Raw genomic sequence first — 25,233 nt, forward strand, 5'->3', positions numbered from 1 at the left:
GTGCGGCGCAACACGGAGGGCCGATCGATCTGCTCCAGCGTGGCGATGAGCCTGCAGCGCGATCTTGGGTGACACCTGAGCGCGGTTTTTTTGCGGTTTCCTGCCTGTGCCATGTCGCGCGCTCCAGTCGCCTGAAGAACGGTCGTCATCAGCGCTGGAATGTCTTCCAACGATCGATCACGACGCCGAACGCGCGACCGTGCAGTGCTGAGCCACGCACACGATGGCGGTGATTGTGCCGCCTGCGCCCGCAGCCCCCGCGTCGCTCACGGTGCCGCCAAGGCGTTGCATGTGCGCCACCATCGGGGCCAGGTTGTCGCCCCCGTTGTTGGTCCAGGTGCCAGAGAGTTCGCTGGCTTGGCCCGGAATCGATTGGCCCGCTGCTGTTCTTTCGCTACCGGGTTCGGATTTTCCGTTGGCCCGATTCACATCAACGATCACGCCGACATAGGAGCCGTCCTTGAAGACAACCCTGAAAAGCAGGTTTGCCCGATGCGGGTTGGCCAGCGACGCCGTGGTCCCGGAGCCTGTGACCTGTTTTATCAGCGAGCTGCTGCCCGTGGCAGATTCAACCATGGCCCTCAGATTTGCATCGGTGACGTAATCGTATGCGCTTTTCTCGCGTGCAAGAGAATTCAATCCCAGCATCTCGATCGGGATATTGTAGATAGGTCGAATGGTGCCCGCGCCGATCACGTGGAACGTGTGCGCATTCGCGACCTGTCGTGTCGCTCCCGTTGATGGCCTCTGCTGCGGCACGACGGGTGTCGGTGGAGTTTTCACCGCTGCCGGCACTGTGTCGCCGTCCGATCCAACGGACCACTGTTGAACCAGGTTATCTTTTACGTTGTAGACGATGTGGGTGCCAGGTCCCCTGCCCACCGCTTCAGCACGAAAATCGCTGTCTACTCGGCAAGTGTCGCACCGGATTGCAACGGCCTCGGCCCACGTCGAGACAACGGCACATCCTGTCGCCAGCACCGCTATCCATATGTGCTTCACGTTATCTCCGTACTTTGCGAAGGCAGTTCGACAGCGTATTTGAGCGGGTGTTTTGTCGCAACAGGTTCGCACGTGACGCGTTGTCGGGCTTGGCGGATAGACAAGCGCGACGGACGATACATCAATGCCTAGCTAGGTCATCAGCACGCGTCGGTCGCATGCAGAAGTTGTTTGCAGTGACATGCGCTGGATGCACGGCCCAATTGGTGAACTTCATCAACGCATCTTCCACGGCCTCCTCCATGGAACCCCCCGTCCCGCAGAGCCAAAACGTGCTGCCATCTTCTTCGATCACGCCAAGGCTACTTTCGACTTCTTTGTAGCCGGGCCAAACTTCTGCTGCGGGACATAATTCGAAGACACGGAATTCTGCATGGGAGGCATCGCTCAAGGTAACTTCAAACCCTTCGCCGCAGCGGACGACGCGGACCAGATAGGGGTGCGAGATCTGGATATGGTCTACAAGCGACACGTTGGTACTCGGCGGTCGGAGAATCGCCAGGTGTCTGTTCCATGGCGTCGTCCCTTCAGACGCAGCACTACCAGAGCGATCAACCCGGCCAGAGGCGTTGTTATCTCGCTCAAAAGTACATCAGGGCTGCGCGCCATGGATCATGGCGGCTCCTTGACCTCCCATACATCCCCCACCCGCCATCCTCGCTGCAGCCTCAACTGGAGAATGCACGATGATGAAGTGGATGGGCACCGCGCTGGCCGCGGCACTGTTGATGAGCGGTTGCGCCAAGGTGGAAGGCGAGAAGTTCGTTGGGCATTGGGTCAACCTGCAGTCGCAGGACGAGACGATGGACATCGAGCGCAATGGCGAGACCTTCATGGTGCGCAGCACCACGCCGAAGTTCTTCAGCCGCCAGCCCAAGACCGAGAGCTACCCGGCGGTCTACAAGGACGGCGCGCTGCAGGTGACCAACGATGGCGAGACGGTGAACTTCGCCATCGACGAAAGCAACGGCCATCTCAACACCGGTGGAGAGCAGTACGAGCGCGTGCCGGCCAAATAAGGGCAGCGAACAAAACGACGGCGCAGCCGCCAGGCGGGCGCGGCCGGTGCTCGGAATCGGCATGTAGCACTCGTCCACTGCGGTTTTGAGCGCGCTGTCCGCGCCCACCTGACGATTGCTCGCCACGTGGTGTAAGCCGCTCCAAGGCCGCAGTTGTCACCGGCGCCCGCGTGTAACCCTTGACGGTCGCGCGGGCGCTCGGTCTTTCGATGCGGGTGAACGCGCTAAAAGCGAGCTGGAGCAGCGCGCTGTTTTCGAGATGGCTGCAGGGTGTTGCAGGCGTATAGGATCACGGCCTTGTTCAAGGCCGTGCAATGCGCATCCATTCAAGCCACTTCCCCCCTTTTTGCTTTGCGCGTGCGTCGGTCTTGGCGGTGGTGCTCGCACTGTTCGCAGGTCAAGGGTTCGCGCAATCCAGTCGCGGCCCGACCTACGTTGCCCCGACGCCGACGGTTGCGCCGCCGGTGGACCGCGCCTTTGCCGGGGTGATGCGCGCGGACGTGGATGCCACCGACGTCGCGCGCCGCATCTTCACTGTGCACCAGCAGATACCGGTAGACGCCAGCGGTGCCGTGACGTTGCTGTATCCACGTTGGGAGGCTGCCAGCCATGGGCCGAGTCTGACGGTGACCGATCTTGCCGGCCTGGAGGTCAGCGCAGCGGGCCGCCGCCTGGCATGGCGGCGCGATGCCTACGAACCGCATGCCTTCCATGTAGATGTGCCGGCCGGTGTGCAGCAGATTGAGGTGCGGTTCCAGATGCTGGCCGGCGGCGAGTTGCTGACACGCGACATCGTGTCGGTGCCCTGGCAGCGGTTGGTGCTGTATCCGGCCGGGTGGTATGCCCGCAACATTGCGGTGGCCGCCATGCTGACGCTGCCGGACGGGCTGCGACCGTTCAGTGCGTTGGACGTGGAGCGCGTGCGCGGCATGCACTACGCCTTCAAGACGACATCGCTGGAAACGCTGCTGGACACGCCGGTGCTTGCCGGCAGATTTGCCGCGCAGCTGCCGCTGACCGGGGCGGTGTCGCTGGATATCGTGGCGCAGCGGCCCGCCGACCTGCAGGTGCCGCCCGCACGTGTGGCCGAACTCCGTTCGCTGCTTGCGCAGCTAGGCGCGGTGTTCGGTCCGCCACCGTTTGCGCGTTACGCCATCCTGGCGCGGCTGAGCGACGAAGGCGCTTCCGGCGGCACCGAGCATCGCGCCTCCAGCGAGAACGGTCTGGCGTCGTCGCATTTCCAGGACTGGCCGGGCCAACTCCTCTCGCGCGACCTGATTGCGCACGAAATCGTGCATGCCTGGAACGGCTTTTACCGGACGCCTGCCGATCTATGGGCACCCACGCCGAACGTGCCGGTCTCCGGAAGCCTGTTGTGGATGTACGAAGGACAGACCGAGTTCTGGGGACGGGTGCTGGCGACGCGGGCCGGCCAGTTCACGCCCGATGAGGTGCGCGACCGCCTGGCGCTGGAAGCGGCGGAGATCGCAACGCGGCCCGGCCGGGCATGGCGCTCTTTAGCCGACGACGTGCACTACCCGGCTTTCATGTTGCGCCAGCCGGTGGCGTGGCGCGATTGGCAGCGCCGGCGCGATTACTACGCCGAAGGCGTGATGCTGTGGCTGGCGGTGGATGCCGAACTGCGCGCGCGCAGCGGCGGCAAGCGCAGCATCGACGATTTCGCGCAGCGCTTCTTCGCCGGGGCCGCCCCGGACGCGCCCACGCGCACCTATACGTTCGAGGACATCTGCGCCACCTTGCATGCCGTGGCGCCAGCGGACTGGGCACGCTTCCTGCGCGGATGGATCGATGCCCACGACGAACTGGACACCACGCGCGGCCTGACCCAGCACGGTTGGTCGCTGGTCTACACCGACACGCCGACGGCGGCGTTCCGTGCCAGCGAAGACGAAGCTGGCGTTGCCGATCTCACCTACTCGATCGGATTGACGGCGCGCGCCGACGGCATGCTGCGCACGGTGGCCTGGAACGGCCCCGCCTTCGCCGCCGGGCTGCGGCCGGGCACGCGCGTGTCGACCGTCAATGGATCGCCGTTCTCGCAGGACGCGTTGCGCGATGCGGTGCGCGGCGCGGCACGCCGCCCCATCGTGTTGGGCATTGCGCAGGACGGGCAGCGCGCGGACGTGCAGATCCAGTACACCGGGCCGCTGCGCTACCCACGGCTGGAACGGCTGGCCGGGCGGCCCGATACCCTTGCCAGGCTGCTTGCGCCACGTTGAGGCGATGGGGGCCGGCGGCCGCCACCGGGTGTCACGTGCTCCACTGCGCCAGACCCTCTGCCCTTCGATGGCGCACAAGCCTTACAGTGCGCTGGCGCGCCGGGTCCGGCGCTGCCAGCGCGTTCAATCCAGCAACCACGAGGGTGTCATGAGCAAGGGGATGGACCAGAAGAAGAACCAGAAGAAAGAGCCGACCAAGACGCTGAAAGAAAAGCGCGCGGCCAAGCAGGAAAAGAGGGGCAAGTAAGCCGCCCGACCTGGTCGCAGGCGGACGAATTGGAGGGGATGCCCAACCTCGCGCTTCGCGGATGACGCCGGACGGCGCCACTCCGCGAATGCTGCCAACCGCTCAGCGCGCGTGTTGCCCCTGGTCCTGCTGGGCGAGCGCGGCCTTGGCCAGCGCCGACAGCAATAACCTGGCTTTTTCCGGACGCACAACCTCGGCGTGGCCCACGTGCTCCACCGGGCTGGCTCCCTCGCGGTGCATGGGCGTTGGCTGGAACAGCAGGCGCGCGGTGCCGGGCAGCGCCGCCAGCAAGGTCAGCGGATCGTAGAGATTGAGCTTGGTCACCTGCGGCCAGATGGCGTCGAAGCTCATGGCAGCTTGCCGACCCGCTGCCGCAGCCTCTTGGGCTTCTGCCGTGACGAACGTACGGAAGAACCACGCCGAATCCAGGCCGGGGATCAGGTTGGCCTGGATGCCTTCCCACAGGCCTTTCAAGGCGTTTTTCTGGACATCGCGCAGGTACTCGCCCACCGGGTGGCCATTGCGTGCGATGCCTTCGTAGAACGCCGGCGGCACGGCGGCCCTGTAGGCAGCCTCCTTGCTCAGGATGCGCAGGGGAATGCCGAGTTGCTGCGCGCGGCGGTAGAGCGCACGGGCGGCGTGGATGTCGGTGGCGTTGTTGTAGGCGCGCGTATCCGGTTGCACGAGGCCATCGGCGTCTTTGGCCGGGTCGATGCCTCCCATGATGGTGATGGACGCGACCTTGTCCCGCACCAGATCGCCCGCCTCGGCAAGCAGGGCGCTGGCATCGGTCATTCCGGCGATGACCACCATGCCGAGCTTGTGGGGCGAGCGCGCCAGGCGCTGACGCATCGCACGGACGCCATCGGTGTGCACCGCGTCCGGCGCCGCACGCAGCGCGGCTCCCTCGGCGAGGAATTTGGAATGCTCCCGGGCCTGCGTGGGCGTCATGGGATAGTCCTGGCCGCGCGCGACGCGCACATCCGGCAAAGCCAGGCGATCGAAGACACCTTTTGCCAGCTGCGCGCGTTGCGATCGCATGGCGGCATCGCCCAGGGTGACGACGACATCGGTCAGACGCAAAAAGCCTTCGACCTGCAGCTGCTTGGCGATGGTGTAGGTCACGACATCGTCGGGGTCCTTGTTCGGGTCGGTGAACAGCGCCGTGTCCAGCGGGAGCTGCGGCCGGTGCAGACGCAGCTCCCGCAGCACGGCCGCCTCGGTGGGCGTCAGCACGGGCGTGTCGGCGACGCCGAGTTCGGCCAGCATGCTGCGCTGGGCAGGCGTCAATCGCGCGGGCAGGCTCTGCGTGCGTCGGTGCCGTGGCGCGTCCGGGCGGGGAGCACGGCCAATCATCGCCTGCAAGGCGTCCGGCGGCGCCGCGGCGGCGGAGGACTGTGCCTGCGCGGAGACGGGTGGAGGATCGCGCAGGTCAGCCGTCATGTCTGCGCTGGGCAAGCCGGTGGTGGAACGGATTGCGGTGGGCTGCATGGGAGGACCTCTGAGAGTGAACGGCGGTGCTGGCAGCGCCTGTTGGCAACACGACAGACCGGGCTCACGGCCATGCAGGCGCAACGCCGCGCGAAACAGTCGCGTGTCAGCGCTGACGCGTGCGTCAGTGGGCCGCGGCCCTGCGTGCGGCGCGATCGCGCGATCCAGCGGACGGCCAGGCGCGCAACGTTACCCACGTCCAACCCAGCGCCATGGCGGCGTGGTGAATTCCTGTGTGCGGCGACGAAGCGTCACCGGCCAGCACGCCGCCGCATCGACCCAACCCGACGCCGGTGTTGGCGAGCAGCGCAGACGCTGCGCCGACTTAGCAGCATGTGCTGGAAGCCGCCCGGATCATGCCGCCAGCCGCTTGATCCGCGCCGGCAAGTCGCCCAGCGCGCGATGCGCCTGCTCCAGCTCGTCGTCGGCCTGCAGGCCAAGCCAGAAGCGCTCGAAGGTTCCCAACGCGGCGGCCAGACGCACGGCAGTGTCGGCAGTGATGCCGCGCTTGCCCAGCACGATTTCGTTGATACGGCGCGGCGGGACGCCGGTGGCGCGTGCCAGTGCGTTCTGGCTGATGCCCAGAGGCTGGAGAAACTCCTCAAGCAGAATTGCGCCAGGGTGGATATTGGGCAGGACCGTCATCGACAGATGCCTCGTGCTCAGTGGTAATCGATGATTTCGACCTGGACCACATCGCCTTCCATCCATCGGACGCAGATGCGCCATCGATCGTTGATCCGGATGCGGTACTGGCCGCGCCGCTCGCCCTTCAACGCTTCCAGCCGGTTGGCGGGCGGGATCCGCAGATCGTCAAGATGGGCGCGGCGGCATTGAGCATGCGCAACTTGCGGCGCGCGACCAATTGGATGCCGGCAGGCAACCGGCGGGAACGCGCACCCAGCCAGATCTTCTCGGCTTCCTTGTCGATAAAGCTCCTGATCATGTGACAGCCATAACGGCCTGCGTTATATGACGCAACCCGTTACGAACGTGCAGTCTGCCATTGCGGGACGAGCGCCGGCACCGACTGGATTGGATCAGAACAGCGCACCTTGCACAGGCGCACTAGGCGGCGGTTGTGGAAGCGGCGCTGGCGTGGGTGCTGGAACTGGCGGTGGCTTGTCGTCTTTTGCACCCAAGCGCCACGCCAACCCCGAGATGCGTGCGGCGTGCCGCGCCAGCGCGGCGCGCATGACCGCTTCGCTGCCGGCCAGGTGCAGGGCGCGGCGGGCGCGGGTGAGGCCGGTGTAGAGCAGTTCGCGGCTGAGTACGCGGGCGTCGCGGGTGGGCAGTTGCAGCCAGACCTCGTCGAATTCGCTGCCTTGGGCCTTGTGCACGGTCATGGCGAAGGCGCTTTCGTGCGCGGGAAGTGCGGCGGGATGGAAGCCGCGCACCTGGCCGTCGCCGTCGCCTTCGAACCAGGCGACCAAGGGGCCTTGGGCACGGCTGTCGGTGGCGGGGGCGTCATGGTGTACGCGGTCGCCGGCGTGGCCCGGCCTTGGCGACGGTGGCGCGTGGCCACGCGTGGTCACGGCACTTGCATCGCCCTGCCCGGGGGCCGGGCGCGCGTCGCTGCGGCCAGGCAAGGCGCCCGGGTCGCTGCGCAGGCAGATACCGACGTCGCCGTTGAACAGGCCGTGGCGGTAGCTGTTTTCGGTGATCAGGAGCAGGCGGCCCTGGAACCAGGGCGAGGCGCCGCCCAGACGACGGGCGCCGGCGCCGGTGTCGGCCAGCAGTTGTTCGATGCGGGCGTTGAGGCCGCGCGCGCCTTGCGGGCCGGCGCGCACCGCGGTGAGCAGGCGCAGGCGGGCGGCATCGCGCAGGGCGGCGGCGGGGTCTTGCGCGTTGGCCAGCGCGCGCCAGTGGGCGAGCAGCGCATCGCGGCCGAGTGTCAGCGGGTCTTCGCCGTCTTCGTGGAAGTACACGCCGGGCAGTTCGCCGCTGCCTAGCAGGGCCAAGGCGGTGTCGGCATCGCCGGCGCGGATGGCGTCGGCCAGTGGCGCCAGTGCGAAATCCTCGGCCTGGCGATAGCCGCGCAGCAGGTGCACGCGGTGGCCGGCCAGGCCGCCGCTGCGGGTGGCGGAGGTGACCGCAGGCGGATCGACAGGCGCGCTGCCGAGCAGCGGTTGCAGGGCCTGGGCATCCTCTGGCTGCAGGGCATCGCCCGGGCCGGCGGCCTGCAGGATGGCGGCCAGCACATCGCCGGCTTCCACCGAAGGCAGCTGGTCGGCATCGCCGAGCAGGATCAGCTGGGTGCCATCGGCGACGGCTTCGACCAGTTTGCACATCAGCGGCAGGTCGACCATGGACGCTTCGTCGACCACGATCAGGTCGAACGGCAGCGGGTTGTCGGCATTGTGGTGGAAGTGCGGGGAATCCGGGATGACGCCGAGCAGACGATGTAGGGTGCTGGCGCCGCTGGGCAGGGCGGAGTTCCCGTGCGGGTCGATGAGCGCACTGCCCTCACCCGCCCTGCGGGCACCCTCTCCCGCAAGCGGGAGAGGGAAAGCGTCTGGGTGCGGTGCGGTGGACGGGAGATCGGTGGGCGCACTGCCCTCACCCGCCCTGCGGCCGCCCTCTCCCGCAGGCGGGAGAGGGAAAGCGTCTTGGTCCGGTGCGGTAGGTGGGAGGGGGGACGTCTCCGGGGTCGGTGTGGCGGGGGGAGGCGGCAGCCCTTGCTCCATGGCGCGGGCCACGGCCAGGCGCAGGCTCTCGGCCATGCGCTCGGCGGCGCGGCCGGTGGGCGCGGCCAGGGCAATGCGCGGCGGCGATGTGCCGGCGGTCCGGGCCTGGGCGATGCGCAGCAGCAGCATGCGGGCGATGGTGGTGGTCTTGCCGGTGCCGGGGCCGCCGGTGACCAGCAGCAGCATGCGGCGCAGCGCGAGGGCCGCGGCCTGGGCTTGGCGGTCGGGGCTGCGGGCTGGCGCTGCCTGGTTCGCCCCCGTGATGGACGGCGCAGGCGGATTTGTGCCCTCTTGCTGGAGGGAGGGCGCGGGCAGGGCCGACCCCTCACCCGCCCTGCGGGCGCCCTCTGCCGGGGGGAGAGGGGTTGGGGCCGCGCTGCGAGGCGTTGCGGTGGCGTTCGGGAACAACTGCGCGAACAGCGGCGCCAGCGTGGCGACGTCGACCGGCGGCGGCGCTTGCGCGGCGATGCGTTGCAGGCCCAGGGCCAGGCGGCGTTCGTACTCGCGATAGCGGCGCAGGTAGAGCAGGCCGCGTTCGAGGACGAGCGGGCAATCGGCGGCGGCCGGGGCCTCGGGCTGCGGTTGGTCGACCCAGCGCGAGGCGGCCAGGCTGCGTTGCCAGTCGGCGGGGTCCGGGAAGGTCGGCGGCGGGCCGTCGCGCGCGTCCAGCACCATGGCGGCGCGGGCGGGGTCCAGCCCGGCGTGGCCGCTGGTGACCGCCAGCGAGGCGAGCGCAGCGCCGGCCAGCACCTGTGGATCGGTGTCCGGTTCCAGGCGTTGCAGGCTTTGCGCGAAGGCCAGATCCAGGGTGCGCAGGGCGCCGCTCTGGTTGAGGGCGGCGAACAGGTTTGGGGGGGTCATGGCGTTGGCATTCCGTTGGCGGATACGCGCTCGCGCCCGGTCATGCTGCGCACACCTGTGCTGGCATGCAGTGGGGGCGCGCAGCAGCGTTGACGCCGGTGGAGCGCGGGCGGTGCGTGCCCGGCGCGATCGCTGAGAGGCGCGGACGCGGTGCGGGCCGGCCATGCGACTGGCGTGGTGCATTGGTTCATGGGGTGGGTGTCCCTGGTGCGGACGTACCCTCACCCCAGCCCGTCTCACGGGGGGAGAGGGGCTCAGGGTCGTGGGCGGCACCTTGCGCTGGCGCGTCATTGGACAGCGCATCTGCAGGCTTGCCGGCGAACAAGGCGTCCACGGCGTGCACCAGCGCTGGTTCGAAGCGCCAGGCGTGGATGCCCGGTGCCGGATCGCCAAGCGGCGCGCCCGGAACGCCGGCGGTCGTGGCGCCGGCGTTCGGAGCGGAGTCGGGCCTGTGGCCGGTGGAATCGCGCGTGGGTGCGGACGTGCGCTGGCCCGCGATGGAATGGCCAGGGATTTCGGCAACGGCTTCCGACCCGGCACCCTCCGCGGGGCGCCCGGCATCCAGGCCGCGACAGAACAGATAGCGCACGCCGCCGAAGTCGCGGGCGTAGTCGTAGGCGTCGCCCAGGCGGAAGCGCAGCCAGCGGTGCAACGCCACGGTGTAGATCAGCGCCTGCAGTTCGTACTCGCTGTGCGCCATGGCCCGCGCCAGGGCGTCGGCGTCGTAGCTGGGCAGTCGGTTGGATTTGTAGTCCAGCACATACCAGCGCCCGTCCACGCTGTAGGTGAGGTCGATCAGGCCGGTCATCAGGCCTTCCAGGCGCTGGCGCGCGCCGAAGGCCTGGCGGTCGCCGACCACGCCAAACCGATGCAGCAGGGCCAGCAACGCATCGACACGGGTGGGCCGCATGGCGAAATGGAATTCCATTTCGTTGCGGCGCTGCGGTTCGGGCACGTCGGCCAGGCGGGTGCCTTCGGGCAAGGCCACGGTGAGCGTGTGGCCGATCAGCGCGGTGAGCATGCGCAGGCCGTCGTCGAGGTCGTCCTGGGCGTAGCCGCCGCGTTGCAGGGCCTCGAGGATGGGTGCGGCCTGGCCGTCAGGCGCAGGTTGGCCCGGCCGCCAGGCCTGCCAGGCGGCGAAGTCGCAACGTTCGAACACGTCGTGCATCACCACGCCGAAGCGGTTGCCGGCGAAGCGGGGATCGAACGGTTCGGCGTCGCTGGCAACGGCCACGGCAACCGCCTCGCTGCCGGACGGTTCATCGCTGCCGCCGCTGCCGACGACGGTGGCGCTGGCCATCGGGTCGGTGACCGCGCCGGCGTCGGCGTTGGCCAGTTGAGTGAAGCTGTACACCCACCATTCCGGAGCGATGTGCCGTTGCGCGCTGCGCGCGGGCGGCACCTGCGCCTCGCTCGGCGCCGGCAGCCGCGGCAGGTGGGCCGGCGGGGTACTGGTGTCCACCACCACGGTGCCCTCGCCCGCCGCGCCCTGCAGCGCATCGAGCGCACGCAACATGCCCGACAACGCGGTGCGTTCGTGCTGATGGAACGGGCCGCTGGCGATCCACAGCGCGTGCTCGGCGCGGGTGAGACCGACATACAGCAGGCGCGCATCTTCGGCGCGTTGTTCCTGCTTCCAGGCAGCTTCGGCGGCGCTCCAGCTCGGGTCGTCGCGCTCTGTCTTCCAGTGCAGCTGACGGCCCAGGTCCGGCGCATGCACCACGCAATGGCGGCCGGCGCCCTTGTCGCTGCGGCCGATGCCGACATACGGCAGGAACACCAGCGGATATTCCAGGCCCTTGCTCTTGTGCAGGGTGACGATCTGCACGCGGCGCGCGTCCGATTCCAGCCGCAATTGCTGGGTTTCGTCGTTGTCGTCGGCATTGGCGATGCGCCGCGCCAGCCAGTCGACCAGGCCATGCGGGCCGAGCGCGCGCGCGTCGGCTTCCTGCAGCAGTTCGGCCAGTTGCAGATAGTTGGTGAGGCGGCGCTCGCCATCGACCAAGGCGAGCAGGCGTTGCCCGTGCGTGGCGCCGAGCTCGCCGAGCAGGGCGAGCGGGCCACCGCGCTGCCAGCGTTCGCGCCAGTCCAGCGCCTGTTGCTGCCAGCGGCGGTGACGCTCGCCGTCGCGCTCAAGTGCGGCAATGGCGATGGCGTCTTCGCCGATCAACACCGTGGCCAAGGCGGCGCGCAGGCGGCTGTCGTCGCCCGGGTCGAGCAAGGCCTGCAGCAAGGCAAGCACTTCCAGCGCCTGTTCGGTGGCGAACAGGCTTTGCTTGCCGGCGGCCACCGCCGGGATGCCCACCGCGCCGAGCGCCTGCTGGATGCGCGTGGCCTCGCCGTGGCTGCGCACCAGCACGGCGATATCGCCGGCCTGCACCGGGCGTCCGCACACCGTGGCCGTGCCGTCGCGGGCAGCGGCCAACCAGCCGCGAATCGCGGCAACGCAGGCGGCGGTGGCCAGCTCGCGCGCGCGGCCGGCGCTCCAGGGCCTGGGCTTGCCTTTCGCAGGCGGCGGCGGTTCCGGCGCGCGCCACAGCGTCAACGCCGGCGCAGCGACGCCATCGCGTTGCAGGTCTTCATCCACCCGCTTGGTCCCGGCCCGCACCGGGTGGAAGGCGATGCCGTCGGTGAGGAAGGCATTGGTGTAGCCGGCCTGCGCGTAGAGCGCGTCGATGGCGGCCAGTACGCCCGGGCGCGAGCGGAAATTGTGGCTCAGCGGCGGCGCCAGTTCGGCGGTCATTGCAGCGGCCAGATAGGTGCGCACATCGCCGCCACGGAAGCCGTAGATGGCCTGCTTGGGGTCGCCGATCAGAAACAGCGCCGGTTCCAGCCCTGCTGCTTGTGCGAGCGGGCCTTCGCCGAACACGTTGGAAAAGATCGACCACTGACGGTCGTCGGTGTCCTGGAATTCGTCCACCAGCGCGATGGCGTATTGCGTGCGCAGGCGTTTGACCAAGGCGTCGGCCTGTGCGCCTTGCAATGCGTGCGCGACCCCATCGACCAGGTCGTCGTAGGTCTGCACGCGGCGTTGCCGCTTGAGCAGCGCCAGCCGTGCGATGGCATCGTCGCGCAGCGCGTGCAGCAGGGCGATACGGCGCCGGCTGCGCCACGCTTCGACGTGCGCCAGCGCGGTGAGATAGCCATCGATCTGGTGGCTCATCGGCGAAGACGGCGTGCGATCGAGAAACTTCTTGTTGGTGCCGGCGGCCAGTTCCGCCGCGGTCAACTTGAGCAGTTTGGCGTGTGGCGCGGTGTTGGACGATGGCGCGGCAGCGAAGCTTTCGAACCACTGCCACAGCGATGCCAGCCATTCCGGCTTGTAGCTGACCTTGCTCAGGATGCCGCCCTCGATGGCCGACATGATGGCCTCGAAAAATGCGGTGCCATGCGTGTTGAATGCGTCAGCCAGTGCGTTGGCCGCCGCGTGCACGGCCTGCGACAAGGCGGGCGCATCGTCGGTGGTCGTGGCGACTGCCGGCAACAGCGTCGGATGCCGCACCAACGTGCGCAGATCGCTGGCCAAGGCCTCGGGGCCACCCGACCACAGCGCGATGAGATCTTCGGCCATCACCGCATCGGCGGCGCGTTGCCGCCACAGGTCGGCCGCGACTTCACCGAGCAATTGGCGATCGTTGGCGAGCAATTCCGGCGCAGCGAACGCCTGGCCGCTTTCCAGCGCGTGCTCGCGCAGCACGCGCGCACAAAAGCCGTGGATGGTGAACACCGCGGCCAGATCGATTTCTTCCACCGCCTGCTGCAGGCGGCGACGCAAGGCGGCGGGCGTTTCGCTGCCGCCGGCCAGGTGCGTGACCAGGATGGCGCGGGTGAGCAGCACGTCGGGGGGGGCGTGTAGGAGCGGACCTGGCTGCGACGGGTCGTCGGCGAGGTCGGTCGCGGCCTGGGCCGCTGCTACGACAAGCGATGGCGCATCGGGGACCAGGCTTGCGGCCAGCACCAGGCGTTCGCGGATGCGGCGGCGCAGCTCCTGGGTGGCGGCTTCGGTGAAGGTCACCGCGAGGATCTGGCCGATGCGCAAGCCGCGTTCGACCACCAGCCGGGTGAACAGCGTGGCCAGCGTAAAGGTCTTGCCGGTGCCGGCGCTGGCCTCGATCAGGCGCACGCCGTGCAGCGGCAACTGCAGGTATGGGTCGGTGACGGAGTCGACGCTCATTCGGCGTCCTCCTGCGCGCCGTGCCAATGCCGCCAGCTGTCGATCACGCGCTCGGTCTCGAGCGGCGCGCCGGTGTGTCCCTGTTCGAGCAATGCATACACACGGTGGCTGGTGGCGGCGAACTCGGCAAAGCGTTGCGCGTCGGCAAACGGGTCGCGGCCGCGGGTGACCAGGCGCAGTTCCGGACTGTGCGATTCGCTCCAGCCAAAGCCCGATTGCCACTGCCCGGCCGCCTCCTTGATGGCCTTGTCCAGGTCGCCGCTGCGTGCGGCCTGGTGATACTTCCAGCTGCTGTACGGCGCGAACGCCAGCGGCGCCTGCAAGCCGTGGCGATACAGCTGCAGCAGTTCGGCCAATGCGGCGCGCGCCTGTGTCTGCGACAGCGGCTGCGCATCGATGGGATGCGGGCCCAGGCCGTCGTCGTGTTCGAAGAAACGCACGTACGGCGCGTGCTCGCCGGCGGCGCGCAGCAGCAGCCATTCCAGCCCATGACGGATGGCGCTGCGGCCGCTGAGCGCGCCGACCTGCACGCGCCCCACGCCGCTGGCGTACCAGCCCGGCACACGGCCGTGGATTTCGATCTCGTCCATCTGCACCTGCAACCGGCGCGACTGGGCTGGGGACTCGCCGCGCCACTGGCGGAACGCGTCGGCATACGGGCGCAATTGCGCCACGCGCTCGTCGAGCTGGCGCTGCCCCAGCGGCCCGGACGGCAGCAGCGCGCGGGCACGCAGACGCGCGTACAGGTGCTCGGTGTCGCCTGCCAGTGCAGCGTCGAATATCTGCTGCTGCAAACCGTATTGATCCAGCCCGCGCGTGGGGGCGAGCAAGGGTTCCAGATCGCTGTCCTGCCCGGCCGGATCGGGCAGGCGCATGCCCAACCGATGACGCAGGAACTGCCCGGCCGGGTCGGTCAGCAGCCGGCGCAACGCGTCGATGGAGACGCTGGCCGGCAACACGATCTCGTCAGCCGGCAATGCACTGGCTACCCACGGCGCCAGCGGCTGCCGCTGGCCGACCAGGCTGTCCACCGCCGGGCGCCATTGCCGGCGATAACTGAAACGGCGCGGGTCGGCGCCGTCGTCGCCCAGCGCACCGAACGCGGCGGCGGCGAACGGCTGCAACGGGTGCCGCACCACCAGCGTGTCGAGCGCGTTGCTGGCGGCGTGGTACTGCGCGGCGCTTGCCAGCAATTCGCTGACCAGCACCGAGAGCTCGCGCACGCTGCCATCGCGCGCATCGGCGCCGAGATAGCTGAGGTAGAACACCTCCTGCGCGGAGGCGAACAACTGCAGGAACAAAAAGCGGTCGTCCTCGCGCGTGGAGCGGTCGCCGTGCCGGCGACGTTCGGTCCCCAGTTCCGCGGTGAGGCGATTGAGCCCGGCGGCCGGGTCGCGCCGCGGGAAATCGCCATCGTTCATGCCGAGCAGGCAGATCACGCGGAACGGCAGCAAGCGCATCGGCACCATGCGCCCGAAACTGATGCCGCCGGTGAGCAGCGGCGCGCGCGTATCCGATTCGCCCAGCACCGCCGCGAAATGCGCACGCACCACCTCGGCCGGCACCATGCCGGCGTACTCGGCGCGTACCGCGTCGCGGGCGAATTGGTCGATCAAGGTGCGCAAGCGATCCAGCGCGCGTTGCGCGCGCGGCGCCGTCGGCGTGGTCGGAATCAATGCCTCGAGCAGGCCCAGCAAACGCTCGCGCCACTGGACCGGTGTCATCGCCTCGGCCAGCGCAGCTTGATGCCGTTCGAGCACGCGCAACAGCCGCAACAAGGTGTCGAGTGCGGCCAGCGCGCTGCCTTCCAGCTGCGGCCACGGCGCTATCCCCTCGATGTCCTCGTCGGCGCCGCTGGCATGGCCGAGCAGCAGCCGGTCCAGCGCAAAACGCCAGGTATAGGCGTCGTCGCCCGGTGCCTGGTGCTGGCGCCGGTGCGCCGCATCCAGGCCCCAGCGCGCGCCGGCCGCGTGCAGCCAATTGCGCAGGCGTTCCAGCCCGGCTTCGTCCAGGCCGGCGGCTTCGGCGATCGGCGCGCTGGCCAGCAGGTCGAGGATTTCATGCAGCCCGAAACGCGCGATCGGCAAACCGAGCAAGGTGAGGAACACCTCGGCCAGCGGCTCGCTCGCCAACGGGCTGGCATCGGCCAGCGCATAGGGCAGCGCGTCGTCGTTGCCATGGCTGCCGAACACCGCATCCAGATACGGCACGTACGGGTCGATATTGGGCGACAGCACCGCGATCTCGCGCGGCTGCAGGGGCGGGTCGAAGCGTGGGTCGTCGAGCAGCGCGCGCAGTTGGTCGTGCAACACCTGCAACTCGCGCAGACGCGTGTGGCAGGCGTGCACCTGCAGGCTGGGGTCGTGCAGATTCACCGCCGGCAATACCGCGTCCGCCGCAGGTGCGCGGCGATGGAACAGATCGCTCTGCATGCGCCGCAACAGGCTGTCGCCCAGCCCGCCATTGGCCAGCGTGCGGCGCCCGGAATCCAGCGGGTCGGCGTAGGCGGCAATTTCCGCCAGTGGGTGCACCACTTCGTAGTCGCCCACCAATGCCATGAAATCGCGCCCGGCTGCGCCCCAGGCCTGCAGCAAGGGGTTTTCCTGCACCTGCTCGGCGAACAGCTGCACGGCGCCATCTTCGCGCCGACGTTGCCACACGCTCTGCAGGTCGCCCCAGTACCCCTGCGTCGGTGTGGGCAGATAGAAATGCAGCGTGCCCACGCGCGCCTGCGTGGCCAGCACGCGCAAGACGTCCGGCGAGATGTTCAAGATGGCGAACGCGAACACGCGCGGCGGCAGGCCTTGCGGCAACGGGCCATCGGCACGCGCGTAGCGATCCAGATACTGGCCGATGCGCCGTGCGCGGTATTGCCGGCCGGTGGCGATGCTGCGCCACAACCGGGCCTGCGGATCATCCGGGTCGGCGCCCGCTTCCCAGCGCAGCAGCCAGTCGCGGCGCCAAGCCTGGTATTTCTCGAACACGCTGCCCAACTCGCCGGCCAGCGCCCACGGCTTGAGCGCATCGCCATCGGCCAGATAGCCGGCCAGCGGCGCCAACGCCGCATCGCGGCCCAGGTCCGATTGCAGGGCCGCATACAACCGCCACTGCGTGGTGGCCATGTCCAGATCGTCGTCGGCCGCGCCGAGGTTGCGCTCCAGCGCACGCGCGACGAATTCGCCGGGCGTGAGAAATTCCAGATTCGCCGCAACACCGTGCTCGGCCGCAAGCGTGGACTGCAACCAGCGCCGCATCGCCACCTGCGGAATCAGCACCACCTCCGGCTGCAGCAACGGTTGCCCCGGCATCGGCCGGCGCAACTCCTGCGCGAGCAAGGCGGCCAGGGTATCCAGCGCATTGGATGGATAAAGACGGAAATCGGGCGCGGAAGTGGCGTGCATGCGTGGCGCATTGTGCCGGATGCGCGCGTGAGGCGTTGTTTGCCGCCGTGTCGGCGCCCGGTGGCCGCGCTGAAACGCAAGGCCGCGCGACACCGTGCAACAGCGCTGCGCGGAAGATGCCGAGCAACGGCGCGCCACACACCGTGCATCGACAACTGCAATCAGGTCTCACGCCGCAGACGACGTACTGCCGTGGTTACGCGCAACCTTCCAATGCCCAACGCAGCCAGTGGCGCAGTACCCAAGCGTCAGCGCAACCACGCCAGCAACGCGCCGTCGACATCACAAACGCGATGGGCCGGGGTGTTCGCCCGGCCCATCGCATTGCATGACTGCACGGCGTGCAACCCGATCAGTATTTCTTTTCCAGATTGATCATCCAGGTCTGGTCGTTGTTGCTGTCGCCGTCGGTGATGCCGCGGTATTCCAGCCGCGTCGACAGGCCTTGTTCGGTCAGCAGCGCCGCACCGATGCCCACCATCAACCGGTTGCGGTCGAACGCGCTCTGCGCCGTGCGATAGAACGGACCACCGGTGAGGTCGGCATAGCTCAGGATCGCATCGCCACGGCCCTGGAAGTCGCGCTGATATTCCACGCGCAACTGCGGGCTCAGCCGTCCCCAGGCAACCTCGCGACGCCATTCCAGACGCAGGCCGAGATTTCCGGTGGTGGTGGCCACGTCCATGTCGGCATAGCGCAGTGCGAACGGGGCCACGCCCTGTTCCACATAACCGTCCAAGGTGGCGCGCGCCACATCCACCCGTGCGTACGGGGTGATCTGCAGCGTGCCGCGTTGCAGATCGGCACCGGTGGACAGCGAGGCGATCCACTGCTTGCCGTCGCGGTTGCCCTCGGCCAGCGAGCTGTCATCGGTGACGAAGCGGCGCAGGTCGTAAGACAGCATCTGGTAGCCGACCAAGGTGTCGAAGAAGAACGCCTTGCCCGGATGGAAGCTGGCGTACAACGCCATCGTGTAGGCGGTGGCCTTGCTATGGCTGCCGTTGTTGCCCACATCGCTGTCGTCGCGGCCCCAACCCAGGCCCGCACCGATCGCCAGCGACGAGGCAACACGGTAGTCGGCACCCACGCTCAACCCATCGGTCTGGAAATCCACCCCGTTGCTGTTGGTCTGCCGGTTCAGGCTGCCCGAGCGGATCGCGCCGCCTACCCACAGACCCAGGTCGCCCTGCGTCTGCGCGCTGCTGCCGGTGCTGCTGGCAACTGCGGGCGCGTCGCGGAAGTCGTTGTCGGCGTCCTGCGTGTCCGGGCTGCACGGCTGCGCACTGATGCCGCGCTCGGCCTGGCGGCAGTGCGAGGTCGGCTGGAAGCTCACTGCGTTGGTGAAGCTGCCACCGCCGCGATGCGTGGCTTCCAGACGGCGCTGGAAGTTGTCGATCTGCGCCCGCGCAAAACGCCGCGTGGACTCGGACTGCGCATCGATCAGGCCACGCACTTCCGCATCCACGCTCGGGTCGCGCCGTGGCGCGATGTTGAACACCACAGTGGCCGGAGCCGAGGTGGCGAATGCGTTGGACAAGGTGAACTGCACCGTGGCCTGGCCGACGAAGGCCGGGTTGGGCGTAAAGGTCAGGGTAAAGGTCGGCGCTTCGGCCATTGCAGTGGCGGCCGGCGACAGGCCGGAGGCACGCGCCGCCGCCGCAGTGGCAGTGCCGCCCACGCGGGTGATGGTGGCGGTACCGGCCGAGGCCGGCAGTACCGCAACCACTGCAGCGGCCACGAACGGCCCGCCGGTGGCGTTACGGGTGATATCCACCTGTTGCGCTTCGCCCGGCACTGCCGCTGCAGTCACCGACACCGCCACCGGCCGCACGTTGACCGTGATGGTCAACGTCACCGCGGCCGAGATGCCGCCTGCGCCTGTGGCGGTGTAGCTCAGCACGTCGGTGCCGGTAAAGCCGGCATTCGGCGTATAGACCACTTCCAGCCCACTGACCACGGCCGTGCCGTTGGTGGGTGCGCTGGCAATGGCGATCGCGGTGATGCTGCCGGTGTCGTTGGCGGTGACCGCTGCGGTCACGGCGGTGTCGGTCATGGTGGCGGCAACATCGGCCACCGCCACCGGCGCCGCATCGTTCACCGTGAAGGTGTAGGCCTGCGTGGCGGTGGCATTGCCCGCATCGGCCACCGCAATGGTGAACGACGAGGTGCCCTGTACCGTTGGCGTGCCCGACAACGTGCCGTCGCTGGCCAGCGTCAATCCGGCCGGCAACGTGCCGCTGGCGATGCTGTAGCGGTACGGCGCAATGCCGCCGCTGGCGGTGAGCACCTGGCTGTAGGCGCTGCCACGCACGGCCGCCGGCAAGGTGGGCTGCCCCAGCACCAGCGTTGCGGCGTTGACGGTCAGCGCGTAGCTCCGGCTGGCCTGCGCGGCGGGGCTGGGCGTGCTGTCGGTGACGGTCAGGGTGAAGGTGAAGGTCCCCGATACCGTCGGCGTCCCGCTGAGGCCGCCGGTTGCAGCGTCCAGTACCACGCCACCCGGCAGCGCGCCGGCAGTGACTGCATAACTGTACGGCGCCGTGCCGCCGGTGGCCGGGGCGACCGCAGCCGCATAGGCCTGCCCGGCGGTCCCTGCCGGCAAGGTCGACGCCGGCAACACCAGGTTCGGGCCAGCCACGGTCAGGCTGTATGCCTGCGTGCCGGTGAAGCTGTTGGCGTCGGTGGCCTGCACGGTGAAGTTGAACGTGCCCTCCAGGGTGGCCGTGCCCGACAAGGTGCCGTTGCTGGCCAAGGTGATGCCGGCCGGCAATGCACCGCTGGTGATCGCATAGGTGTAGGCCGCGGTGCCGCCGCTGGCGGTCAGCGTCTGGCTGTAGGCGCTGCCACGTGTTGCGGTGGGGACCGTGGCCGGCGCCAGCGCAATCGTCGGCGCGGCGATGTTCAACGTGTAGCCGCGCGTGCCTTGCGAGGGCGTGCCGCTGGTACTGTCGGTCGCAGTGACGCTGAAGTTGAAGCTGCCCACGCTGGTGGTGGTGCCGCTCAACGTCCCGCTGCTGCTGTTGAGCGTGATGCCGGCGGGCAACGCGCCGGCGGTGAGCGCGTAGCTGTAGGGCGCAATGCCGCCGGTGGCCGGAGTGATCGCACTCGAATAGGCCTGGCCCGCGGTGCCGGCCGGCAAGGTGGTGGCCGGCAAGGTCACGTTGGCGCCGGCCACGGTCAGGGTGTAGGCGCGGCTGCCGCTGGTCGGCACCCCGCTATCGGTCGCGGTGACGGTGAAGTTGAAGCTGCCGCTGGCGGTCGGCGTACCGGACAGCACCCCGGCGGCATTCAGGGTCATTCCGGCCGGCAACGTCCCGGCACTGATCACGAAGCTGTAGCCCGGGGTGCCACCGCTGGCGGTCAGCGTCTGGCTGTACGCAGTGCCTGCGGTTGCTGCGGGCAGCGACGCCGGCGAGACCGTCACCACCGCATCATCGTTGAGGATGGTGCCGGTGCCGGTGGCGCGGGCGATGGTCGCATTGCTGGCGCCGGACAGGCCGACACTGAAGGTCTCGTTGGGCTCGACCGCGGTGTCGCCATTGACCGTAACGGCCACGCCCTGCGCGGTCACGCCCGGCGCAAAGCTCAGCGTGCCGGAGCGCGCGACATAGTCGCTGCCGGCGGTGGCGGTCCCGTCGGCGGTGGCGTAGTTGACCGTGACCGTCTGGCCGCTGGCCGCGCTCAGGCTCACCGTGAAGGTGGCCGTGGTGGTGCCGCTGTTGCCTTCGTTGACGCTCACATCGTCGATCGACAGGGCCGGCTGCGCATCGTCGTTGACGATCGTGCCCAGGCCCTGCCCGTCGCTCACGGTGGCACCGGTGACGTTGCTGACGTTGACGAAAAACGTTTCGTCCGGCTCGGCCAGCGTGTCGCCGTTGACCAGCACGGTGAAGGTGGCGCTGCTGCTGCCGGCGGGGATGGTCCTGGTCAGACTGGAGGCGGCGTAATCCACGCCCGCCGTGGCTGTGCCATCGGCCGTGGCGAGATCGAAGCTGACGCCGCCGGCGCCGGCCGGCGCGCTCAGCGACACGGTGAAGGTGGCATTGGTGGTGCCGGCATTGCCTTCGTTCACCGAGACATCGTTGATCGACAGCCCCGGCAGGTCGTCGTTGAGAATGGTGCCGGTGGCGCTGTTCGGCGAACCAACCGTGTAGCCGCTGCCGGCATTGAGGCTGATCACCACGGTCTCATCGGGTTCGACCGTGGTGTCGGGCGTTGGGTTGACGGTGATGGTGCCGCTGGTCTGGCCGGCCGCGATCACCAAGGGCGAATTGATCGTGGCGTAGTCGGTGCCGTTGGTGGCGGTCCCGCCGACGTTGAAGCCGATCGACAGCGCCGACGGCGATGGCTGGCTCAGCGCGACGGTGTAGACCAGGTTGGGTGCACCGTCTTCGTACACGCTGGCCGGCGAGACGGTGATGGTGGCGACCGGGAAGTCGTCGTTGACGATGGTGGCGGTGGCGCTGGACGGATTGCCGACCGAATAGTCGGTGCCGCTGGCGACGCTGAAGATCGCCGTCTCATCGGGTTCCACCGTCGTGTCGGCGACCGGGGTGATGCTGAAACTGACGGAGGTGGCGTTGGCCGGCACCACCACGCTGCTGACCGTGCCGGTGTAGTCGGTGCCGCTGGTGGCGGTACCGCTGCGGGTCAGGTTCACCGTGGTCGGCGAACTGTTGGTCTGGCTCAGCGTCACCGTGTAGACCAAGGAGGTACCGCTGTCCTCGTTGGCGGCGGACGGGCTGACCGCGATGCTGGCGGTGCGCGAGGGGTTGATGGTGATGTTGAAGACGACCTGGTTATTGTCCTCGTCCAGCAGATAGAACGAGTCCGAGGTCGCGCCATCCCCGTTGTTGGTGTAGGTCACCCGCTCGGTCCCGGCGCTGTCGAGTTGGCCGGTGAGGGAGTAGCTGCCATGCGATGGTTGCGCACCGTCGGCCATGCCGGCATTGAACGGGCCATCGCAGTCGCTGACGTCGAACGTCACCGAACCGCCGGAGCTGACGGTGGCACTCTTGGGGGCCGGGCAATAGGCTGCCAAGGCGGTATGAGAGCTCGCTAATAGCAGCAGTGCCATCAGCCAACGCAGGGCCAAGTGCACGCCACCGACGGCATGGCAATTCGTAGACATCGCTAATCCCCTAGAAACACGCCGTCCCACGGCGCCGGCAGCAGTCCTGGTGCCTCAGATCAGCGCGCTGCTCATGCCTGTCGGCACATATCCGCGCTGCGGCGCCATTGAAGCAGGAACTGACTGCCAGTTAAAGAACAAAAAATTAATACTTCATCCCACTTTTGGTGCGCGGCGGCTTGCTGCGCGCAGGCGCGACAGGTATGTGTAGACCACTTTCCGACATGCAGTCGGGCGGTCACCTACTCGGGGAGGGCTTGGATGAGCGAGTTTTTCGTTGGTCAGATCATGCTGACCGGTTTCGCGTTCGCGCCAAAGTTTTTTGCGCAGTGCAACGGGCAGTTGTTGCCGATCAATCAGAACCAGGCCCTGTTCAGCCTGCTTAATACGCGCTATGGCGGCGATGGCAGGACGACCTTCGGCCTTCCCGACCTGCGCGGCCGCACGCCCATCGGCTACAGCCCCTCTGTCGATCCGGCCTGGCAACCGCCTGCGGTGCCGATGGGGCAGGCCGCCGGTGCGGAGACGGTGACGCTGGTCGGCGACAACCTGCCGGCACATCTGCACCTCATGGATTGCAGCAGCGCCAATGGCGACAACCGCGTGCCGACCGGGCGCCTGTTTGCCAACAATGTCGTCAGCCCAGGTCCGGGCACGCCGCACCCACTGTATGCCGCGCCCGGCACGATGGTGCCGCTGGCCCAGTCCACGATCGCCAACAGCGGCGGCGGCCAGGCGCACCCGAACCTGCAGCCGTACACCACGCTGAATTTCTGCATCGCGCTGTCCGGCATTTTCCCCTCGCGCAACTAGCCGTTTCCGCACTCGCGCGCGGCGCGTCATCGACCAGGAAGGACCACATGGGCACTCCATTCATCGGCGAAATCCGCATGTTCGGCTTCGGCCGCACCCCCCAGGGCTGGCAGGCATGCGACGGCACGCTGCTGCAGATCTCCGAATACGAACCGTTGTACCTGCTGCTCGGCACCACCTACGGCGGCAATGGCACCAGCACCTTCGGCGTGCCGGACCTGCGCGGGCGTCTGCCCATCCACCAGGGCCAGGGGCCTGGATTGAACAACTACGTCCTTGGCCAGCGCGCCGGCACCGAGACGGTGACCCTGGTCGACCTGCAGATGCCGGCGCACACGCACACCGCCCAGGCCACCACCGCAGCGGCCACGTCGGCGGCGCCCGCCGGGCTAGTGCCGGGCGCCGTCAACGGCGGTCTGTTCTACGCCAGCGATGTGACCGGTGCCAGCCAGGTCGCGATGTCCGGGCAGAGCACCTCGTACGCCGGCGGCAGCCAGCCGCACGACAACCTGATGCCGACGCTGACGGTGCAGTACTGCATCGCCACCACCGGCATCTTTCCGCAGCAGGCCTGATCCATGCGCCGCGCCGATCCGGCTGCGGCACGCATCCGCTCCATCCGAGGAATCCGCGCATGACCGAACCCTACATCGGCGAAATCCAGCTGTTCGGCTTCGACTACAACCCCTATGGCTGGGCCCTTGCAACGGCGCCGTACTGCCCGTCGCGCAGAACACCATCCTGTATTCGCTCCTGGGCGTGGTCTATGGCGGCAACGGCAGCAGCACGTTCCAGTTGCCGAACTTCTGCGCGCGCGCCGGCTTCCAACAGGGCCAGGGACCGGGCCTGTCTCCGCATACGCTGGGCAGCAGCGTCGGCTCCGCCTCGGTGAGCCTGCAGAGTTCGCAGATCCCGCTGCACCAGCACGGCGTCACTGCATACTCGCAATCGGACCCGACCAAACGGACCGGCACACCCGCCAGCGGCGTGACCCTGTCGTCGCTGAGCATCAACAGCGAGCGGCCGTTCCTGACGGTCGCGCCGGACAAGCAGTTCTCCCCGACCATGTTGATGCCGACCGGTATCGGCCAGGCGCACGAGAACCGGCAGCCGTATCTGGCGGTGAACTTCTGCATCGCGCTGCAGGGCGACTACCCTGTGTTCGATTAGGCGATGCCAATGCCCGGACGCGTGACGCAGGCCGGAGCACACGCGCGCCTCTGCGCTGACGCGCCGGCCGCAGCGGATCTTGCGCTGCGGCCGGAGCAACCCGACGATCTGGCCTGGTTGCAGGAGCTCTATGCCAGCACGCGCAGCGACGAGCTCGCACCGATACCGTGGCCAGAGGCTGCCAAGCGCGCCTTCCTGCTGCAGCAGTTCGCATTGCAGCGCACGCATTACCGGCAACAGTTTGCCGACGCGGACTTTCTGATCGTGCAGGCCAACGGTCTATCGATCGGCCGGCTCTATCTGCACCGCGCCACCGCGCACCACACGCTGGTCGATATCAGCCTGCTGCCGGACTGGCGTGGCAAAGGCATCGGCTCGCACCTGATCGCGCATGCGCAGGCGTGCGCCCGCGATGCCGGATGTGTTTTGTCATTGCATGTGCTGCACGCCAACCCCGCTGCGCGACGCCTGTATGCCCGCCACGGATTCGTTGCAGGCGACAGCACCCAGACCCATCTGCAGATGCACTGGCATCCACGCGATCACCTGCTCAGTTGAACGCGCAGCTGGCCGTGTTCAATTGAAGACGGCCTGATACAGGAACCCGTCGCGCTCGCGCGCCACCGGCACCAGGAAGATACCGATCTCGCCGAGCCGCGCATGCCGCATCTGATAGGTCTGCTGGGGAAACAGAAAGGCCGAGCCATTACGAAACAGCAGGGAGAACGGCGCACGTTGCGAAGGGCGCGCCTGCTGCAAGGGCCGAGCTTCCACCAGCACGAACGGCACCTCGCCCTCATTCAATGCGGCGGCAAAGGTCTCGTTGACGCTACCGGCGAAGTGTTCAAGCGTCAGCAACTCCATGGAAGATTCCTGCAGCGACGAAGTAGCGTGGATCGTCACGTTTTGTGGCCGGTTCGACAAGCTGCCGCTGCCGACAACGCGACGTGCTCGGCAGATCGTGGCGCGACAGCGATAGGCAACACGGCACGCACGCGCC

16 protein-coding genes, 1 other RNA gene and 1 pseudogene are annotated in these 25,233 nt (G+C 68.2%); 8 read left to right on the forward strand and 10 right to left on the reverse strand.

Annotated features, from left to right (window positions below):
• Window positions 1–177: 177 nt before the first annotated feature.
• Together ACCQ00_RS21595 and ACCQ00_RS21600 are read right to left on the reverse strand one after the other, a co-directional pair.
• Window positions 178–696, reverse strand: coding sequence for a hypothetical protein (locus ACCQ00_RS21595; protein ID WP_039574553.1), 519 nt, complete (start codon window positions 694–696; stop codon window positions 178–180).
• A 427-nt stretch (window positions 697–1,123) separates the two neighbouring features.
• Window positions 1,124–1,474 (reverse strand): hypothetical protein, encoded by a 351-nt coding sequence (locus ACCQ00_RS21600; RefSeq protein WP_236493384.1) that lies wholly within the window; start codon window positions 1,472–1,474, stop codon window positions 1,124–1,126.
• 214 nt (window positions 1,475–1,688) lie between these two features.
• Here ACCQ00_RS21600 and ACCQ00_RS21605 point away from each other — a divergent pair, with 214 nt between their 5' ends.
• From ACCQ00_RS21605 to ACCQ00_RS21620, 4 genes are all read left to right on the forward strand, one after another.
• Window positions 1,689–2,021 carry a hypothetical protein gene (locus ACCQ00_RS21605; protein ID WP_003482333.1) on the forward strand — a complete coding sequence of 111 codons (333 nt, stop codon included), beginning with the start codon at window positions 1,689–1,691 and terminating at the stop codon, window positions 2,019–2,021.
• 61 nt (window positions 2,022–2,082) lie between these two features.
• Window positions 2,083–2,159, forward strand: a non-coding RNA gene (locus ACCQ00_RS21610) — sX9 sRNA.
• 176 nt (window positions 2,160–2,335) lie between these two features.
• The gene (locus ACCQ00_RS21615; protein WP_039574551.1) at window positions 2,336–4,261 is read left to right on the forward strand and encodes a M61 family metallopeptidase; all 1,926 of its coding nucleotides are present in this window, start codon (window positions 2,336–2,338) and stop codon (window positions 4,259–4,261) included.
• Window positions 4,262–4,328: 67 nt separating this feature from the next.
• Window positions 4,329–4,508: a hypothetical protein gene (locus ACCQ00_RS21620; RefSeq protein ID WP_039574549.1), complete on the forward strand. Its 180-nt coding sequence runs from the start codon at window positions 4,329–4,331 to the stop codon at window positions 4,506–4,508.
• A gap of 102 nt (window positions 4,509–4,610) precedes the next feature.
• Here the strand turns inward: ACCQ00_RS21620 and xopQ are convergent, their stop codons facing one another.
• The 7 genes from xopQ to ACCQ00_RS21655 all read right to left on the reverse strand — a co-directional run bounded on the left by xopQ (window position 4,611) and on the right by ACCQ00_RS21655 (window position 22,214).
• Window positions 4,611–5,999 carry a type III secretion system effector XopQ gene (gene xopQ / locus ACCQ00_RS21625; RefSeq protein ID WP_039574546.1) on the reverse strand — a complete coding sequence of 463 codons (1,389 nt, stop codon included), beginning with the start codon at window positions 5,997–5,999 and terminating at the stop codon, window positions 4,611–4,613.
• Window positions 6,000–6,353: 354 nt separating this feature from the next.
• Complete coding sequence (locus ACCQ00_RS21630) at window positions 6,354–6,644, reverse strand: HigA family addiction module antitoxin (protein WP_017156025.1); 291 nt, start codon at window positions 6,642–6,644, stop codon at window positions 6,354–6,356.
• Window positions 6,645–6,661: 17 nt separating this feature from the next.
• Entirely contained in the window at window positions 6,662–6,775 is a 114-nt protein-coding gene (locus ACCQ00_RS21635) for a hypothetical protein (RefSeq protein ID WP_017156024.1), read from the reverse strand.
• Window positions 6,776–7,039: 264 nt separating this feature from the next.
• Entirely contained in the window at window positions 7,040–9,547 is a 2,508-nt protein-coding gene (locus ACCQ00_RS21640; RefSeq protein ID WP_372354032.1) for an AAA family ATPase, read from the reverse strand.
• 187 nt (window positions 9,548–9,734) lie between these two features.
• Window positions 9,735–13,721: an exodeoxyribonuclease V subunit beta gene (gene recB, locus ACCQ00_RS21645; RefSeq protein ID WP_039569010.1), complete on the reverse strand. Its 3,987-nt coding sequence runs from the start codon at window positions 13,719–13,721 to the stop codon at window positions 9,735–9,737.
• Window positions 13,718–17,122, reverse strand: coding sequence for an exodeoxyribonuclease V subunit gamma (gene recC / locus ACCQ00_RS21650; RefSeq protein WP_039569011.1), 3,405 nt, complete (start codon window positions 17,120–17,122; stop codon window positions 13,718–13,720). Before recC ends, recB begins: the two co-directional genes overlap by 4 nt.
• Before the next feature lie 352 nt (window positions 17,123–17,474).
• Window positions 17,475–22,214 (reverse strand): putative Ig domain-containing protein, encoded by a 4,740-nt coding sequence (locus ACCQ00_RS21655; protein WP_039569012.1) that lies wholly within the window; start codon window positions 22,212–22,214, stop codon window positions 17,475–17,477.
• 297 nt (window positions 22,215–22,511) lie between these two features.
• On the opposite strand from ACCQ00_RS21655, the gene ACCQ00_RS21660 reads away from it, so the two are divergent.
• The 4 genes and pseudogenes from ACCQ00_RS21660 to ACCQ00_RS21675 all read left to right on the forward strand — a co-directional run bounded on the left by ACCQ00_RS21660 (window position 22,512) and on the right by ACCQ00_RS21675 (window position 24,791).
• On the forward strand, window positions 22,512–23,063 hold the full coding sequence (locus ACCQ00_RS21660) for a phage tail protein (protein ID WP_017165353.1): 552 nt from the start codon (window positions 22,512–22,514) through the stop codon (window positions 23,061–23,063).
• A 47-nt stretch (window positions 23,064–23,110) separates the two neighbouring features.
• Window positions 23,111–23,638, forward strand: a complete 528-nt coding sequence (locus tag ACCQ00_RS21665) for a phage tail protein (protein ID WP_039569016.1) — start codon at window positions 23,111–23,113, stop codon at window positions 23,636–23,638.
• A gap of 59 nt (window positions 23,639–23,697) precedes the next feature.
• Window positions 23,698–24,233 (forward strand): annotated as a pseudogene (locus ACCQ00_RS21670) (phage tail protein).
• A 9-nt stretch (window positions 24,234–24,242) separates the two neighbouring features.
• On the forward strand, window positions 24,243–24,791 hold the full coding sequence (locus ACCQ00_RS21675; protein ID WP_039569019.1) for a GNAT family N-acetyltransferase: 549 nt from the start codon (window positions 24,243–24,245) through the stop codon (window positions 24,789–24,791).
• Between the two features lie 18 nt (window positions 24,792–24,809).
• Here ACCQ00_RS21675 and ACCQ00_RS21680 read toward each other — a convergent pair whose 3' ends face one another.
• Window positions 24,810–25,097, reverse strand: coding sequence for a DUF6916 family protein (locus ACCQ00_RS21680; RefSeq protein WP_017158959.1), 288 nt, complete (start codon window positions 25,095–25,097; stop codon window positions 24,810–24,812).
• Window positions 25,098–25,233 lie beyond the last annotated feature (136 nt).

Source organism: Xanthomonas sp. NCPPB 3761 (assembly GCF_041475705.2).
GTDB classification, from domain to species: Bacteria; Pseudomonadota; Gammaproteobacteria; order Xanthomonadales; family Xanthomonadaceae; genus Xanthomonas; species Xanthomonas phaseoli.

Bases quoted from the DNA above. Each gene is read 5' to 3' on its own strand.
- recC (WP_039569011.1), bottom strand. From the start codon at position 17,122: ATGCACGCCACTTCCGCGCCCGATTTCCGTCTTTATCCATCCAATGCG.
- xopQ (WP_039574546.1), bottom strand. From the start codon at position 5,999: ATGCAGCCCACCGCAATCCGTTCCACCACCGGCTTGCCCAGCGCAGAC.
- ACCQ00_RS21605 (WP_003482333.1), top strand. From the start codon at position 1,689: ATGATGAAGTGGATGGGCACCGCGCTGGCCGCGGCACTGTTGATGAGC.
- ACCQ00_RS21630 (WP_017156025.1), bottom strand. From the start codon at position 6,644: ATGACGGTCCTGCCCAATATCCACCCTGGCGCAATTCTGCTTGAGGAG.
- ACCQ00_RS21680 (WP_017158959.1), bottom strand. From the start codon at position 25,097: ATGGAGTTGCTGACGCTTGAACACTTCGCCGGTAGCGTCAACGAGACC.
- recB (WP_039569010.1), bottom strand. From the start codon at position 13,721: ATGAGCGTCGACTCCGTCACCGACCCATACCTGCAGTTGCCGCTGCAC.
- ACCQ00_RS21615 (WP_039574551.1), top strand. From the start codon at position 2,336: ATGCGCATCCATTCAAGCCACTTCCCCCCTTTTTGCTTTGCGCGTGCG.
- ACCQ00_RS21665 (WP_039569016.1), top strand. From the start codon at position 23,111: ATGGGCACTCCATTCATCGGCGAAATCCGCATGTTCGGCTTCGGCCGC.
- ACCQ00_RS21675 (WP_039569019.1), top strand. From the start codon at position 24,243: ATGCCCGGACGCGTGACGCAGGCCGGAGCACACGCGCGCCTCTGCGCT.
- ACCQ00_RS21620 (WP_039574549.1), top strand. From the start codon at position 4,329: ATGGCGCACAAGCCTTACAGTGCGCTGGCGCGCCGGGTCCGGCGCTGC.
- ACCQ00_RS21660 (WP_017165353.1), top strand. From the start codon at position 22,512: ATGAGCGAGTTTTTCGTTGGTCAGATCATGCTGACCGGTTTCGCGTTC.
- ACCQ00_RS21640 (WP_372354032.1), bottom strand. From the start codon at position 9,547: ATGACCCCCCCAAACCTGTTCGCCGCCCTCAACCAGAGCGGCGCCCTG.